16 protein-coding genes are annotated in these 15969 nt (G+C 64.1%); 9 read left to right on the top strand and 7 right to left on the bottom strand.

Annotated elements, in window-relative coordinates:
* Positions 1-22 precede the first annotated feature (22 nt).
* On the top strand, positions 23-676 hold the full coding sequence (fsa, locus tag N5A92_RS15805; RefSeq protein WP_260904488.1) for a fructose-6-phosphate aldolase: 654 nt from the start codon (positions 23-25) through the stop codon (positions 674-676).
* Positions 677-760: 84 nt separating this feature from the next.
* Here fsa and N5A92_RS15800 read toward each other — a convergent pair whose 3' ends face one another.
* The 3 genes from N5A92_RS15800 to leuS form a co-directional block, all read right to left on the bottom strand.
* Entirely contained in the window at positions 761-1693 is a 933-nt protein-coding gene (locus N5A92_RS15800) for a 1-acyl-sn-glycerol-3-phosphate acyltransferase (RefSeq protein WP_260904487.1), read from the bottom strand.
* Positions 1694-1816: 123 nt separating this feature from the next.
* Positions 1817-2359, bottom strand: a complete 543-nt coding sequence (locus N5A92_RS15795; RefSeq protein ID WP_260904486.1) for an LPS assembly lipoprotein LptE — start codon at positions 2357-2359, stop codon at positions 1817-1819.
* Positions 2360-2370: 11 nt separating this feature from the next.
* The gene (gene leuS, locus N5A92_RS15790) at positions 2371-4986 is read right to left on the bottom strand and encodes a leucine--tRNA ligase (RefSeq protein WP_260904485.1); all 2616 of its coding nucleotides are present in this window, start codon (positions 4984-4986) and stop codon (positions 2371-2373) included.
* Positions 4987-5114: 128 nt separating this feature from the next.
* On the opposite strand from leuS, the gene N5A92_RS15785 reads away from it, so the two are divergent.
* A complete protein-coding gene (locus tag N5A92_RS15785) occupies positions 5115-5780 on the top strand; it encodes a YggS family pyridoxal phosphate-dependent enzyme (RefSeq protein ID WP_260904484.1) in 666 nt (221 codons plus the stop codon).
* A gap of 33 nt (positions 5781-5813) precedes the next feature.
* Here N5A92_RS15785 and N5A92_RS15780 read toward each other — a convergent pair whose 3' ends face one another.
* A complete protein-coding gene (locus N5A92_RS15780) occupies positions 5814-6197 on the bottom strand; it encodes a hypothetical protein (protein WP_260904480.1) in 384 nt (127 codons plus the stop codon).
* 197 nt (positions 6198-6394) lie between these two features.
* Positions 6395-6667 (bottom strand): usg protein, encoded by a 273-nt coding sequence (locus tag N5A92_RS15775; RefSeq protein WP_260904479.1) that lies wholly within the window; start codon positions 6665-6667, stop codon positions 6395-6397.
* Positions 6668-6937: 270 nt separating this feature from the next.
* Between N5A92_RS15775 and acs the strand changes: the two genes are divergently transcribed.
* Complete coding sequence (gene acs / locus N5A92_RS15770; RefSeq protein WP_260904478.1) at positions 6938-8893, top strand: acetate--CoA ligase; 1956 nt, start codon at positions 6938-6940, stop codon at positions 8891-8893.
* A gap of 699 nt (positions 8894-9592) precedes the next feature.
* Here acs and N5A92_RS15765 read toward each other — a convergent pair.
* Entirely contained in the window at positions 9593-10417 is an 825-nt protein-coding gene (locus tag N5A92_RS15765; RefSeq protein ID WP_425248590.1) for a lytic murein transglycosylase, read from the bottom strand.
* Positions 10418-10570: 153 nt separating this feature from the next.
* Here N5A92_RS15765 and N5A92_RS15760 point away from each other — a divergent pair, with 153 nt between their 5' ends.
* The 5 genes from N5A92_RS15760 to rpsP all read left to right on the top strand — a co-directional run bounded on the left by N5A92_RS15760 (position 10571) and on the right by rpsP (position 14337).
* On the top strand, positions 10571-11137 hold the full coding sequence (locus tag N5A92_RS15760; protein ID WP_260904476.1) for a DUF1236 domain-containing protein: 567 nt from the start codon (positions 10571-10573) through the stop codon (positions 11135-11137).
* Between the two features lie 301 nt (positions 11138-11438).
* Positions 11439-12989, top strand: coding sequence for a signal recognition particle protein (ffh, locus tag N5A92_RS15755; RefSeq protein ID WP_260904474.1), 1551 nt, complete (start codon positions 11439-11441; stop codon positions 12987-12989).
* 8 nt (positions 12990-12997) lie between these two features.
* The gene (locus N5A92_RS15750) at positions 12998-13336 is read left to right on the top strand and encodes a chorismate mutase (RefSeq protein ID WP_260904468.1); all 339 of its coding nucleotides are present in this window, start codon (positions 12998-13000) and stop codon (positions 13334-13336) included.
* Entirely contained in the window at positions 13333-13836 is a 504-nt protein-coding gene (locus tag N5A92_RS15745) for a GNAT family N-acetyltransferase (protein WP_260904467.1), read from the top strand. The genes N5A92_RS15750 and N5A92_RS15745 overlap by 4 nt, the downstream gene beginning before the upstream one ends.
* 24 nt (positions 13837-13860) lie before the next feature.
* A complete protein-coding gene (gene rpsP / locus N5A92_RS15740) occupies positions 13861-14337 on the top strand; it encodes a 30S ribosomal protein S16 (RefSeq protein WP_260904465.1) in 477 nt (158 codons plus the stop codon).
* A gap of 116 nt (positions 14338-14453) precedes the next feature.
* Here rpsP and N5A92_RS15735 read toward each other — a convergent pair whose 3' ends face one another.
* Positions 14454-15086, bottom strand: a complete 633-nt coding sequence (locus N5A92_RS15735) for a TetR/AcrR family transcriptional regulator (RefSeq protein WP_260904464.1) — start codon at positions 15084-15086, stop codon at positions 14454-14456.
* A 148-nt stretch (positions 15087-15234) separates the two neighbouring features.
* Here N5A92_RS15735 and N5A92_RS15730 point away from each other — a divergent pair, with 148 nt between their 5' ends.
* Entirely contained in the window at positions 15235-15831 is a 597-nt protein-coding gene (locus N5A92_RS15730) for a class I SAM-dependent methyltransferase (RefSeq protein WP_260904462.1), read from the top strand.
* Positions 15832-15969 lie beyond the last annotated feature (138 nt).

Here is a 15969-nt window from a genome sequence, read left to right as displayed (position 1 = left end):
CAAGCAAGCTAAGGAGACAGACATGAAGTTCTTCGTCGACACAGCCGACGTCAACGAAATCCGCGAGCTCAGCGAAACCGGACTTCTCGACGGGGTAACCACGAACCCTTCACTGATTATGAAATCTGGCCGCCCCATTCTCGAGGTCACCAAAGAGATCTGCGACATCGTTGACGGCCCTGTCTCCGCCGAGGTGACGGCGGTGGAATTCAAGGAGATGATGCGCGAGGCCGACATCCTGTCGGAGATCGCCGACAACATCTGCATCAAGGTGCCGCTGACGATGGACGGGCTGAAGGCCTGCAAGGCGCTGACCGGCAGCGGCCGCAAGGTCAACGTCACGCTGTGCTTCTCGGCCAACCAGGCGCTGCTCGCCGCCAAAGCCGGCGCAACCTTCATCTCGCCCTTCATCGGCCGTCTGGACGATACAGGCATCGACGGCATGGAGCTGATCTCCGAGATCCGCACCATCTACGACAATTACGATTTCGACACGGAGATCCTCGCCGCCTCCATCCGCACCATGAACCACGTCAAGCAGGCAGCCCTCATCGGCGCCGACGTGGCGACGGTCCCGCCGTCGGTGCTGAAGGCACTGGTCAAGCACCCGCTGACGGACAAGGGCCTGGAAGCCTTCCTGGCCGACTGGGCCAAGACCGGGCAGAAGATCGGGTAAAGGCATCTCTCGCAGATCGTCGTCAGGGGCAAGCCGAAGGCTTGTCCCGGACCCATTCCGCGACTTCTCTGACCCGCAACAGGATCAGGCTGCGCTCGGCTGACGGTCCCCCGCGAACTCCACCGCCGGGTCTTCCGCCAGCCGTGCAAGCGCATGCGCCTGGAGCGCCGCGGCGACGTCGGCCGGCTCGCCATCCAGCAGATCCGGTGCGATCGGCCTGCCGATGGTCATGTGAAAATCGCGGCCCTTCTTGTTCAGGAGTTCGTGGAACAGCGTCATGTCGCGCAACTCCGCCGAGTATTTGGACAGGAGATAGAACAGGCCCGAATTGCGTGCCGTGATGTTGACCGGGATGACCGGCACCTCGTAGCGCCGCGCCAGCGCCACCACCGACGGCTGCCAGGGCCGCTCGGTCAGCTTGTCTTCGTTCCAATAGGCGATACGGCCGGCTGGAAACAGCACGACGGCCTTGTTCTCGGCAAAGGCCTTCGCCGTCGTCTCCAGCGTATCGCGGCTCTTGGCATGCGACTTCTCGCCAGGGCGCCACTCCACCGGGATAATGAGATCGCGGAAGCGCGGATTGACGCGCAAAGCATCCCGATTGGCGAAGATGGCCAGATCCGGCCGCCGCTCTTTCATCAGGTCGAAGACAGCAATGCCGTCGGCAATACCCGTAGGGTGCGTCGGTGCCAGGATGAAGCCACCCGTCGCCGGAATGTTCTCCGTGCCATGGGCGGAGACGTTCAGCGAGAGCAGGGCACTGATAAAGGTGAACGCATCCCAGCCGGAAAGCTCCGCGATCTCATCGGCCATCGCCAGCGCCTGCCGGTAATGGAAATAGCGGTAGAGCAGCGGCCGCGCCACCGGCCACAGCGGATGCCGTGAAAGATGGGTGGTGCGCTCCGCGATGAGCTGGTCGACGATGTGCGGAGGCTCTTTTGCGGCGAGCGTATCACGCTTGAGCACACGATTTCCCAGCACTCCGGCGACCGACATAAGCGTCGTATGAAAATCCATAAGCGAAGCACTCCGTTAGCGGCTGTTTCACCGAAAACTATGACGACGCAATGACGGCGCTACCGATTATAAGCGGACAAGATGTTGTTTCAAAAGCCATGATGGCATCATAGCACAGCCGACCTAGCGCGCGTCCAGCCTTGCTAGATCCTGGGCGACGGCAAGGTGGATAAATTCCGCCAACTCACGCGCCGCCCGGTCCTCCGCGTCGCGCTGGGCGCGCAGCACGGCGAACTCCTGGGGAGGACGGTCGAAGAAGGCGCTTACACGCTGCGTTCCATTGCCCATCTCCTTGCCGGTCGCGCTATCGGTGAGGCTATATCGGCCCGTCAGGGTAACGGTGCCGGCGGTCGGCTCGTTCTCGCTACCGCGCTGGATCTGCACGGACGAGCTGACGCTGCGCGCCACAGTGAGATTGAGCCTGTATTCGGGGTTCGCCGGCTCGCTAGCGCCGCCATGGAGCAGAAAAACGAGGTGATTGCGCACCTGTTGCGCAAAGCGCGTGGAGACGGGCGCCACGGAAACGGAGTTGAGTTCTGCCGCCGTCTCCTGCCCTGCCGCGCCTGGCGTGTTCTCGGCCAGCATCGGCCGCACCGTGCAGCCGGCGGCGATCATCAGCAGGAGGAAGGATCCGGTCAGGGCCAGAGCACGGATAGTGGCATTCACGGGCGTACCCCTCAGGCGACGACGTTGACGATTCGCTGCGGAACCACGATCACCTTGCGCGGCGGCGCGCCGTTGAGCGCCTTCTGCACGAAATCGAGCCCGAGGACCGCTTTTTCGACGGCAGCTTGATCCGCGTCGCGGGCGATTGTCAAATCCCCGCGCTTCTTGCCGTTGATCTGCACCGGCAGCACGATGTCGTTGTCCACAATCAGATCGGCGTCATAGTCGGGCCAGGCCCCGGCGGCGACGAGACTGTGTCCGCCGATCCTCGCCCAGCACTCCTCTGCCAGATGCGGCATGAAAGGCGCGACCAGGTGGATGAGGATCTCTACTGCCTCACGAGCCGCCGCGCGGGCACTGCCGTCGGCCTTATCCAAGCCGGAGAACGGCGCCTGCAGCTCGTTGACCAGTTCGTGGACGCGGGCGATGGCGCGGTTGAAAGCCAGCCGCTCGATATCTTCGCCCACCACCTTCAGCGCCTTGTGCGCCGGCTTGGAGATGGCGACAGCCTCTCCCGATTTCGCCGCACGCGGCGACGCATCCGTAACGGCGGGCGCGGCTTCGGCCACCAGCCGCCAGACGCGCTGGACGAAGCGGTGCGCACCGGCCGCCCCTTCATCCGTCCATTCCACATCGCGGTCGGGCGGCGAATCGGACAGCATGAACCAGCGCGCCGTATCGGCGCCGAAGGACTCGGTGATCTCTTCCGGGCTCACCGTGTTCTTCTTTGACTTCGACATCTTTTCCAGCGAGCCGATCGTCACCTCCTCACCAGTGGCGATCTCGATGGCCCTGCGTTCCTCGCCTGTCCCTTCGAGCCGCACCTCGACTGGCGCCAGCCAGCGCCCGTCCGCCGCGCGATAGGTCTCGTGCACCACCATCCCCTGCGTGAACAGGCCCTTGAAAGGCTCGTCCAGGTCGAGGTGGCCGGCCGCCCGCATGGCGCGGACGAAGAAGCGCGAATAGAGCAGGTGCAGGATCGCGTGCTCAATGCCGCCGATATACTGGTCGACCGGCAGCCAACGATTGGCCGCCTCGCGATCGGTCGGCGCGTCTGCGTGGGGAGACGTGAACCGTGCGAAATACCAGGACGAATCGACGAAGGTGTCCATCGTGTCCGTCTCGCGCCGCGCATCGGCCCCGCATTCCGGACACTTCACGTGCCGCCAGGAGGGATGCCGGTCGAGCGGATTTCCCGGCCGGTCGAAATCGATATCGTCCGGCAGCTGGACCGGCAGATCCTCCTTCGGCACCGGCACCACGCCGCATGCCTCGCAGTGGATCATCGGGATCGGGCAGCCCCAATAGCGCTGCCGCGACACACCCCAGTCGCGCAGGCGGAAATTCACCTTACGCTCTGCCACCGGCCGCCCGTCCAGCGTCTCCTTCTCCAGCCGCTTCGCCACCTCCTTGAAAGCGGCATCGTTCGTCATGCCGTCGAGGAAGCGCGAGTTGAGCATCACGCCATCGTCGGAATAGGACTCTTCCGTAATCTGGAACGTCGCCGCGTCCGCGCCTTCCGGCATCACCACCGGGATCACCGGCAGGCCGTACTTGTTGGCGAAGTCAAGGTCGCGCTGATCGCCCGACGGACAGCCGAAGATGGCGCCCGTGCCGTACTCCATCAGCACGAAATTGGCCACATAGACAGACAGCGTCCATTCCGGGTCGAAGGGATGGCGCACCTTGATGTCCGTATCGAAACCTTTCTTCTCCGCCGTCTCCAGGGCGGCGGCCGAGGTGCCGATGCGCCGGCACTCCTCGATGAAGGCCGCCAGCTCAGGATTGCCCTCGGCCGCCTTCTTGGCCAGCGGGTGGTCGGCGGCGATCGCCATGAAGGAGGCACCGAAAATGGTATCCGGCCGCGTCGTATAGGTCTCCAGTTCCCGCACGCTCTCGGGCGCCGTCTCCTCGACCAGCGCCCAGCGGATCGACAGCCCCTCGGACCGGCCAATCCAGTTGCGCTGCATGAGTCGCACCTTTTCAGGCCACTCGTCGAGCCCGTCGAGCGCCTTGAGCAGGTCTTCCGAATAATCGGTGATCTTGAAGAACCACTGCGCCAGCTCCCGGCTCTCCACCTCGGCGCCGGAGCGCCAGCCGCGCCCGTCGATCACCTGCTCGTTGGCGAGCACCGTCTGGTCCACCGGGTCCCAGTTCACCTTGGATGTCTTCCGCGTCACCAGCCCCTTCTCGTGGAAGTCGAGGAACAGCATCTGCTGGCGGTGGTAGTAATCCACGTCGCAAGTGGCGAACTCGCGGCTCCAGTCGAGCGACAGGCCCATCATCTTGAGCCCCGCGCGCATGGCAGCGATGTTCTGGTAGGTCCATTCCTTGGGGTGGACCTTGTTCTGCATGGCCGCGTTCTCCGCCGGCATGCCGAAAGCATCCCAGCCCATCGGATGCAGCACGTTGAAACCCTTTGCCCGCTTGTAGCGCGCCACCACGTCGCCCATCGTGTAGTTGCGCGTGTGTCCGATATGGATGCGCCCCGATGGGTAGGGAAACATCTCGAGCACGTAGTAGGTCGGCCGTCCGTCGTCGTTCGGAGTTTCGAACAGGCGCGCCTCCTCCCACGCCTTCTGCCAGCGGGGTTCGGATGCGCGCGGATTGTAACGTTCGGTTGCCATGCCAGATATTTCACGTAAGTAGAAACGAGAATTTTTCCGGCGGACCTTCACCACGGTTTGCGACAACCGTCAACTCCGGCTAGTCATTCCTGCCCGAGACGAAACCCGAAGACCTTCCCGGATCCACCATGACCGACGCCGCTCAGAACCTCCGCACCGTCCGCGAAAAAATAGCCGAGGCCGCCCGCGCCGCCTCCCGCCCACCCGAAGACGTGGAGCTTGTCGCGGTATCCAAAACCTTCCCCGCCGAACGGATTGGCCCGGTGATCGAGGCCGGCCAGCGCGTCTTCGGCGAGAATCGCGTGCAGGAGGCTGTAGGCAAATGGCCGGCGCTCAAGGAAGCATTCCCCGAGATCGAACTGCACCTCATCGGTCCCCTGCAATCCAACAAGGCCAAGGAGGCTGTCGCCCTGTTCGACGTGATCGAGACCGTGGACCGCGAAAAGATCGCTGCTGCGCTTGCCGCCGAGATGGAAAAGCAGGGCCGGCGCCCGCGCCTCTACGTCCAGGTCAACACCGGGCTGGAAGAGCAGAAGACCGGCATAGACCCGCGCGAGACGGCGAGCTTCGTCGCCCGCTGCCGCGAAGCGCACGGCCTGGAGATCGAGGGCCTGATGTGCATCCCGCCCATCGACGAGAACCCCGGCCCCCACTTCGCGCTTCTTGAAAAGCTCGCAAGCGAGGCCGGCGTGGAGAAACGCTCCATGGGCATGTCGGCAGATTTCGAGACGGCCATCGCCTTCGGTGCCACGGCCGTGCGCGTCGGCTCGGCCATCTTCGGCAGCAGGGGATAAGGCCGGCGCGGCAAGCCGCGCCGGCGCCGCATGTCAAACCGCCGAGGCGGTGCGCCCTATGCGGCTCGCCACGACCCAGACGAAGAGCAGCATCGAGAGAAGCACGATTACCGAGCCTGCCTTGGCAAGACCTTCGCCGGCGCCCTGGATCGCCATCGCGATACCCGGCACGATCAGGATTACGCCTGCTTGTGCCAGCAGCACCTGGATCTGTGCCAGCCGGCTTTCCGCCGCCGCCGGCATAACTGTGTAGAACGTTCCGTAAAGAGCGATGGATACCCACCCGAGCAGATTCATATGACCGTGGACCGGCGACAGAGTATGGTCGCCGCTGGCCGACATCCAGATACCGAAAGCCATGCCCAACAGCGCATAGATAGGCGCTGTGATCCAGCAGATGCGTGCAAGTCCGTTCATTGTCCCCCTTGGCGCCGCTCCGGCGCCTCGACACCGGCCCGGCACTACCGGGACCCCGTCACGTGCGCCGCCATATGGCGACGCTTTCATGACGCGCAAAAATATAGCAGTGCGCGCGTCAGCACGGAAGATGGTTTGGGGAGCTCTACACCTTCATCCATTCATCCGTGGCGGCGGGAATAGAACTGTCTCGCCTGCTACTGCAGCACCAGTTCGCCGGTCACGTTACGCCATTCGCTGGGGGAGATGAGCCGGCGGTGCGTATAGGTAACCGAGTGCAACGGCCCGTCGAGCGTTTTCTGCCAAAAATCGATGAAGCGGAGGAGCGCCGGGAATTTCGGCGCAATGTCGTAGTGCTGCCAGACAAAAGTCTGCAGCAGATGTGGATGGTCGGGAAGATGGTAGAGGAATTGCGCCGTGGTGATGCCATAGCCCTCAAGGATCAGTTCGGTTTCTGTGGTCTTGCGCATGACTGCCCTTTCCAATCGTGTCGCGCCCGACGATTCTGTCTCCTCGAGCGTTGACCGTCCAGAGTAAAAATGCTTCACGACCGATGAAGTTCCTGTAAATACAAAATGTTAGCAGCGCATCTGTTAGGCTGCTGCCAGCCTTCGGCATGGGCTGCCATCGTCTAATGTTGTGAGCAGCCGCCGAATGGTAGTAATGCATGCGGGTCAAGGGGCTGCCGCCCCGTGGGGCCGGAGCGCCGTTCCGGCAAAGTTTCATCCGGAGGAGGAAAAATGTCCGAAGTGCATGTTCATCGCGTCAAGCCGGCCTGGAAAAAGCGCGCGCTGATCGACAGCGACACTTACGAAAAGTGGCACAAGGACAGCATCAAGAATCCGGACAAGTTCTGGGGCAAGCACGGCAAGCGAATCGATTGGTTCAAGCCCTACACCAAGGTCAAGAACACCTCGTTCAAAGGCAAGGTCTCGATCAAATGGTTCGAGGACGGGGTCACCAACGCCTCCTATAACTGCATCGACCGCCACCTGAAGAAGCGCGGCGACCAGACCGCCATCATCTGGGAGGGTGACAACCCCTACGACGACAAGAAGATCACCTATAACGAGCTCTACGAGCACGTCTGCCGGCTCGCCAACGTCCTGAAGTCGAACGGCGTGAAGAAGGGCGACAGGGTGACCATCTACATGCCGATGATCCCCGAGGCCGCCTACGCGATGCTCGCTTGCGCGCGCATCGGCGCCATTCATTCGGTCGTCTTCGGCGGCTTCTCGCCCGACTCGCTCGCCGGCCGTATCGAGGACTGCAAATCGGATTTCGTGATCACGGCGGACGAGGGCATTCGCGGCGGCAAGAAGATCCCGCTGAAGGAAAACACCGACAAGGCTATCCAGATCGCCGAGAAAGCCGGCGCCAAGGTGCGCAACGTCCTGGTGGTGCGCCGCACCGGCAGCAAGATCGACTGGGCGGACGGCCGCGACCTCTGGTACCACGAGGAGGTGAGTGGCGCGAAGCCGGACTGCAAGCCGGAGAAGATGAAAGCGGAGGATCCGCTCTTCATTCTGTATACCTCCGGCTCCACAGGCAAGCCGAAGGGCGTGCTTCACACCACCGGCGGCTATCTCGTCTATACCTCGATGACGCACCAGTACGTGTTCGACTATCACGATGGCGATATCTACTGGTGCACAGCAGATGTCGGCTGGGTCACCGGCCACAGCTACATCGTCTACGGCCCGCTCGCCAACGGCGCCGTCACGTTGATGTTCGAGGGAGTACCGAACTATCCCGACGCCTCGCGCTTCTGGGAGGTCATCGACAAGCATCAGGTCAACATCTTCTACACCGCCCCCACCGCCATCCGGGCCCTGATGGGCGCCGGCGACGACCATGTGACGAAGACGTCGCGCAAGTCGCTCAAGCTGCTCGGTACGGTGGGTGAGCCGATCAACCCGGAAGCCTGGGAGTGGTACTACAATGTGGTCGGCGACAAGAAGGTGCCAATCGTCGACACCTGGTGGCAGACCGAGACCGGCGGCATCCTCATCACACCGCTTCCCGGCGCCGTCGATCTCAAGGCGGGGTCGGCCACGAAACCCTTCTTTGGCGTTCAGCCGCAGCTCGTCGACGGCGATGGGAAGGAGCTCGAGGGGTCGGCCAGCGGAAATCTGTGCATCCTCGATTCCTGGCCCGGTCAGATGCGCACCGTCTATGGCGACCACGACCGCTTCGTGCAGACCTATTTCTCCACCTACAAGGGCAAGTACTTCACCGGCGACGGCTGCCGCCGCGACAAGGACGGCTACTACTGGATCACCGGCCGCGTCGACGACGTCCTCAACGTCTCCGGCCACCGCATGGGCACGGCCGAGGTGGAATCGGCCCTGGTCTCCCACGACAAGGTCTCCGAAGCCGCCGTCGTCGGCTATCCGCACGACATCAAGGGCCAGGGCATCTACTGCTACGTCACGCTGATGGCAGGCGAGAAGGGCTCCGACGCGCTGAAGAAGGACCTCGTCGCCCACGTGCGCAGCGAGATCGGCCCCATCGCCACACCTGACAAGATCCAGTTCGCCCCGAGCCTGCCCAAGACGCGATCCGGCAAGATCATGCGCCGCATCCTGCGCAAGATCGCCGAGGACGACTATCGCGCACTCGGCGACACCTCGACGCTCGCCGATCCGGCAGTCGTGGAAGACCTGGTGGAGAACCGGCAGAACAAGAGGGACTGAGGCATCAGCCCGAAAACCGGCATCGATGGAACGCCGCCCGCTGTTGGATCACCGCGGGCGGCGTCACTCCTCAGCAGCCGATTTCCTCGCGTATCTGATCGACGACCCTCTTGCTCGGGCACACATTCTCGCAAGGGATGCCGTCACTGTCTCCGTCCGCGCGGCTGTAGCCGTTGCACCACATGATGACTGCCTCGCGGCAGGAACTGACACTCTTGCAGCTCCGCCTCCCCTGGACCATCTGAACAGTCGCCGGAGAGAAATTCTGGTGCGGCGCGGGCTCTGCCCCCTGCCCGATGTCGATTGCATCGCCAACAGGCCGGCAAGCCCACAGATCGCAAGATACCTCCACCCCATCGACATATGAGTACACGACTGCATCCCACGCAAACCATTCCATGCCGGAGCAAGGAAAGCTGACGCTCCCCTTGCGCGATGCTGCCGCACCGTCCACATTGGGGCCATGTGCAACGAAACGAAAGGAGGTGATCCAATGTCGAGTGAATTCAGTTCCAGCGTGGCCTCGGCGGATTGCCTTTTCCGGGAGCAGCCTCTCGGCTAAAGCGCATGACGCGCGGCAAAAGGCGCCACGGTGTCGTGTCGCTGGCCGCGCCGGGAACGAAGACACGGAGGGCCGTCCCGATGGGGCGGCCCTTTTCTTTTAGAGCAAGTCAGGAATCCGCCCGGAATTCCGCCGGCTCAGCCGTCGATCTCCTTGCCGATGATGGCTATGGCCTGCTGGTAGACGCTGGCCGCGTTCCAGCCTTGCAGGGCGCGGAAATTGATCTCGCCGGGCTGATACCCAGCGCCCGGCTGCCAGCCGTGGGCACGCAGGAAGTTCGCCGTGGAGGCAAGCGCGTCGGCCACCGAGCCGATCATGTCGACGCGGCCATTGCCGTCGCCGTCGACGCCGTACGTCAGTGCGTTGCCGGGCAGGAACTGCGTCTGCCCGATTTCGCCATGGGCGGCGCCCACGTCCGAGGGGCTCAGCACGCCGCGCTCCACCAGCGCCAGTGCCGCATAGAGATGACCGGTGAAGAACTCGGAGCGGCGGCAATCATAAGCAAGCGTGGCGACGGCCGAAAGAATGTTCTGGTTGCCGAGAAACCCACCGAAGCCCGTCTCCATGCCCCAGATGGCGAGAAGAGGTCCCGGTGGGACGCCATACCGGCTCTCGATCATAGAAAGCAGACCACCGTACTTCTGCTTCATGCTCCTGCCGCGTGAGATGATGGCGTTGGCACCGCGCTTCTGCATGAAGCTGTCGAGCGATAGCTTGAAGCTTTTCTGCCCGCGATCGGCGGCGATCGTCTTCGAGGCATAGCGCGTCTGCGCAAGCGCGTCGAGCGCCCGCGGACCGACGCCGCGCGCCGATGCTTCCTGCATGAACTGCGCTTTCCAGACCTCGAACCCGTTCGCACCGTTGCCGCATGTGCTGCCGAAAGCGGGCCCGCTGACGAAAAAAGCCGCAACCAGGGCTGCGGCGAGCCAGTTCCCCCTGCTCCCCCGAATCATCCTATGCACCTCGTAAAAATAAGAATCGTCGAATTGTGCCAGCGATTCATGATGTTGTCACCTTTGATGCTGCCCGGGCCACGGCGTCGTCGCCGCGCGCCGGGAACCAAAACGCGCCGGCGCCAGTTCATATCGGTCAGTAGATTAGTGAGGAGACTGGAAATGAAGTCACTCATCTTGAAAGGCACGGTAGCGGCAGCGGGGCTGTTTGCGCTCACGAGCGTCGCGGCTGCCCAGGTCGAGGCGACTGCTACGGCAGACCTCAACCTTCGCACCGGCCCGGGAACGGGATACCCGGTGGTTGACGTCATCCGCTCATCGGAACAGGTCATAATCAACGGCTGCGACGAGGGTGGTAGCTGGTGCTCCGTCAACCATGCCGGCGTCGAAGGCTGGGCCTATTCGGGCTATCTGGCGACCGAACAGGCAATGGAGGTGATGCCGCGCACCACCTATGAGACAACGGGTGCTGTCGAGGTGGAGGTTGTCCCCCCGCCGCGCGAGGTCATCACCGAGGTCGCCCCTCCGCCGCGCGAGGTCATCACCTATGTCGAGCGGAATCGCGTCGAGCCGATCTATCTCGAAGGCGAGGTGAGTGTCGGCATAGGCCTGCCCGAAACGGTCGAAGTCTATGATATACCGGACTACGACTACCGCTATGTCTACGTGAACGGCCGGCCGGTTCTCGTTGAGCCGCAGAGCCGCCGCGTCGTCTATGTGATGCCGTAACCGACCCGAACCGGCGCCGCGGCTTCGCGCGGCGCCGCTTTCGCGAGCAGAGCAGTTCTCCGGCCGTTGCGCCGGAACTTGACTCTCGGCCGTTTTTCAGGTCTACCGCGCGCACTTTCCGCGACGAGTGCAAACTCCGAGCAGCCGACCGGGGCGCCTTCAAGCGAAGGAGACCGACCCCGGAGGTCAACACCCGGCAGCGCGATGCGCCCCCGGGTGCTTTTCGGCTTTGCGCGAGGTTTAACCGAGGGCGCGGATGCATTACCTCTCGTATCTATGATGCGAGACAAGAGGAACGCGTATGTTTGAGAACCTGCAGGAACGCCTTGGCGCAATCCTGAACGGCCTGACTGGGCGCGGCGCCCTGTCGGAGGCGGACGTCTCGGCCGCGCTGCGCGAAGTGCGCCGGGCGCTGATCGAGGCTGACGTGGCGCTCGACGTGGTGCGTTCCTTCACCGACCGCGTGCGCGAGAAGGCCGTCGGCGCGGAAGTGCTGAAATCCGTCAAGCCCGGCCAGATGGTCGTCAAGATCGTCCATGACGAACTTGTCGAGATGCTCGGCGCGGAGGGCGAGACCATCGACCTCAACGCGCCGGCCCCCGTGGTCGTCATGATGGTGGGCCTGCAGGGTTCAGGCAAGACCACCACCACCGGCAAGGTCGCCAAGCGGCTTTCCGAGCGCCAGGGCAAGAAGGTCCTGATGGCCTCGCTCGACACCCGCCGCCCCGCTGCCCAGGAGCAGCTACGCCAGATCGGCGAGCAGGTCTCGGTGGCCACCCTTCCGATCGTCGCCAACCAGGGCCCCGTCGACATCGCAAAGCGCGCTGTGCAGGCGGCGAAGCTCGGCGGCCACGACCTCGTTATTCTCGACACCGCCGGCCGCACCCATATCGACGAGCCGCTGATGGCCGAGATGGCCGATATCAAGCGCACGTCGAACCCGCACGAGATCCTGCTGGTCGCCGATTCGCTCACCGGCCAGGACGCGGTGAATCTGGCGAAAAGCTTCGACGAGCGCGTCGGCATCACCGGCCTCGTCTTGACCCGGATGGATGGCGATGGCCGCGGCGGCGCCGCCCTTTCCATGCGCGCCGTCACCGGCAAGCCCATCAAACTCATCGGCGTCGGCGAGAAGATGGACGCGCTGGAGGAGTTCCATCCCAAGCGCATCGCCGACCGCATCCTCGGCATGGGCGACATCGTCAGTCTGGTCGAAAAGGCTGCCGAGACCATCGACCAGGAAAAAGCCGCGGCGATGGCAAAGAAGATGCAGGCCGGCAAGTTCGACCTGAACGACCTCGCCGATCAGCTTGCGCAGATGCAGAAAATGGGCGGCATGGGCGGCATCATGGGCATGATGCCCGGTATGGGGAAGATGAAGGACCAACTCTCCGCAGCCGGTCTCGACGATAAGATGTTCGGCCGCCAGATCGCCATCATTCAGTCGATGACGCCGAAGGAGCGATCGAACCCCGACCTCCTCAAGCACAGCCGCAAGAAGCGTATCGCCGCCGGCTCCGGCACTGATGCCGTGCAGATCAACAAGCTGCTGAAGATGCACCGCCAGATGGCTGACATGATGAAGGCCATGGGCGGCAAGGGCAAGAAGGGCGGCATGATGCGGGGGATGATGGGCGGCATGGCGCAGAAGATGGGTCTCGGCGGCATGGGCGGCATGCCCGATCTGTCGAAGATGGACCCCAAGGAGCTCGAAGCGCTGCAAAAGCAAGTGGGCGGTGCCGGTCTGCCGCAAGGCGGCCTGCCCAAGGGCCTCCCCGGCCTGCCGGGTGGCGGTGGCGGCTTACCGGGCTTGCCGGGCGGCGGTCTGCCCGGCCTGCCGAAGAAGAAATAGGGGCGGGGATGAGCGCGGACAAAGATTTCGCCAAGGCGCAGCTTCTGGAGCTGCGCGCGTCGATCGACAACATCGACGCCGCCCTCCTCCACATGCTTGCCGAGCGTTTCCGCTGCACCAAGGCGGTCGGCGTCCTCAAGGCGACCCACGGCCTGCCGCCAGCCGACCCGGCGCGCGAGCAGGCGCAGATCGCCCGGCTGCGCCGGCTGGCGGATGAGGCGCAGCTCGACCCGGATTTCGCGGAAAAGTTCCTGAACTTCATCATCCGCGAGGTGATCCGCCATCACGAGGCGATCGCCGAGGAGCACGGCAACGGCGCACCTGAAAAGGGCGAGGCGCAGGTATGACCCCCGTGCTTGAGAGCGAGCGCCTGGTTCTGCGCGGCTGGCGGAAGGCCGATTTCCCCGCCTTCGCGGCGTTCTACGCGGACGAGGAGCGCACGCGCTATATAGGCGGGCCGAAGAACGAGTGGCAGGCCTGGACGGTCTTCGCCGCCCATGTCGGCGAATGGGCGCTCAACGGCTTCGGCTTCTTCGCGGTCGACCGCAAGGAGGACGGCGCCGTCGTCGGCTATGTCGGGCTGTGGCAGCCGCCCTATGTCGAGGAGCCGGAACTGGCCTGGAGCCTCTATGCCGGCTTCGAGGGCAAGGGCTACGCCACGGAGGCCGCCAACCGCATCCAGCTCTGGGCAGCACGTGACCTCGGCCTGCCGCCGCTCATGAGCTTCGTCCATCCCGAGAACCTGCCGTCCCAGGCGGTAGTCAAAAGGCTGGGGGCGACGCCCCTGCCACCCACCACCCTGCGCGGCGAGCCGCGCTTGCGTTTCCGGCACGCCGTGCCGGCCTGATCGCCATCATCGAAAGGAAGAACAATGGCACTGAAAATCCGACTGGCCCGCGCGGGCTCCAAGAAACGCCCCTACTACCACGTCGTTGTGGCCGACGTGCGCGCCCCGCGCGACGGCCGCTTCATCGAGCAGCTCGGCTCCTGGAACCCGACGCTGCCCAAAGACGCCGAGCGCGTGAAGCTTAACGAGGAGCGCATCAAGCATTGGCTCGACAACGGCGCCCTGCCGACCGACCGCGTGCTCCGCTTCCTCGATCAGGCCGGACTCGCCAAGCGTCCCGAGCGCAATAACCCGAATAAGGCCGAACCCGGCAAGAAGGCGCAGGAGCGTCTAGCCGCCGCGAAGCAGGCCGAGGAAGAGGCGAAGGCCGCCGCCGCGGAAGCCGAAGCCGCTGCCGCCGAGGCCCCGGCTGAAGAGCCTGCCGCTGCCGAAGCCCCCGCCGAGGCCACCACGGAAGCGCCTGCCGAAGAGGCTGCCGAGAGCGAGAAGACCGAAGGCTGAGGAACGGTTCGCGTAGCGGACGAAAACCGACAGTCCGTTTACACGACGAACCTCCCGAGCGCGGGATCGCCCGCCGGTTTATACGTGCTGCAATGGCGGGCTTCGGCCCGCCATTTTCATGTCCGCTCCGCCGCCGTCTCGCCTCGCAGCTCGGTCAGGTAGCCGCGAATCGCCAGGCAGATGCGGCGCGCCAGCGCTTCCTCGTCCGCCGCGTCCTCGCGGAACGCCTGCAGCATCATGCCGCGTGCCAGCCCGACCACATCCTGCGCCGCCTGCTTCGAGTCGGGCACCGCCCGCAGCGCCAAGAACCGGGCCACCGCCTCGACAACGGCGCGGTTGGTCCGCATCATTTCTTCGTGCAGCGGCAGAGCCGAATTGGCGTAGTCGAGCGCTTGCGCAAGTTTGGGCGCCCGCGCCTGGTTGCCCATGGCCGCCTTCACCAGCCGCTTGATGATCACCTCCTCGTCCTGGCGCTCCATTCCCTCAAGCGCTGCGATCATGCCGGCCAGAAGCTTCTTGCGCTTGCGCCGCAGCATCTCTGTCAGGATCGCCTCCTTGCTCGGGAAATACTGGTACAAGGAGCCGACGCTTATACCTGCCCGCAGCGCCACCGCATTGGTGTTGAATCCGGCCAGCCCTTCCGCCGTCAGAATGCGAGCAGAGGCCTCCAGAATGGCATCCACCGTCGCCGTAGAGCGTGCCTGGCGCGGCTTTTTCCTCGGTTCGATGGTCGGTTCGACGCTGCCCATGAAATGCGAGTTTCCAAATACGAGCAATTGCTCGGATAATACGCCTCACAAGAGCGCCTGGCAAGCCGGCGGCATCGCATCGCCGGCCTGCCGCTCAACCGCCTATCGCCGCCCGCACTTGCAGGCCATCCTTCAGACGGGAGAAAACATGTCGCTTGTCCTCTACGATCCGCCCCGCCGCCGCCGGTGCCATGGCGATACGTTGCGCTTCCTCGCCACATGGCTTCGGGCGCCGTTGCGCACTGGCGCCGTGGCGCCAAGCTCCGCCGCTCTCGCCCGCACGATGGCCTTTGCGGCCGCCATTCGTCCGGGTTCACGCGTGCTTGAGCTCGGTCCCGGTACCGGTGTCGTCACAAAGGCGCTGCTCACTGCGGGTGTGCACGAGGAGGACCTGATCCTCGTGGAGGCCGATGCCGCCTTTGCCGGCCTTCTGCGACAGCGTTATCCCGCCGCGACGGTGCTGGAGGGGGATGCCTTTGCCGCCGTTAGCCGCCTGGCCGACGCGGGCACGGAATTCTGCGCCGTCGTATCCAGCCTGCCGCTCTTCGTCTTTCCGAAGGCCCTACGCCGCAAGCTCGCGCTCGATGCCATGCGCCTTTTGCCACCGCACGGGCGGCTGGTGCAATTCACCTACGGTCCTATATCGCCTGTACCGCGCGAGCCGGAAGTGACGGCACAGCCATCGCGCCGTATCTGGCGCAATCTACCGCCCGCCGTCGTCTGGACCTATCAGGAGAAGCCCTGAAGTCGCGCCGCTTGCTACGGCACTTCTTCTGCAACACTGGCGATTGGCAAGGCCGCCGCGATGGTCTTCCTTCAACGTGCGCCTTGCCCAGTCTGCTGCTGAGGTGGACTGGGCGGCGGCGCTGGCGTGGCGGCAAGG

The organism is Chelativorans salis (assembly GCF_025336525.1).
GTDB classification, from domain to species: Bacteria; Pseudomonadota; Alphaproteobacteria; order Rhizobiales; family Rhizobiaceae; genus Chelativorans; species Chelativorans salis.
This window is presented reverse-complemented; position numbering and strand designations above follow the sequence as displayed.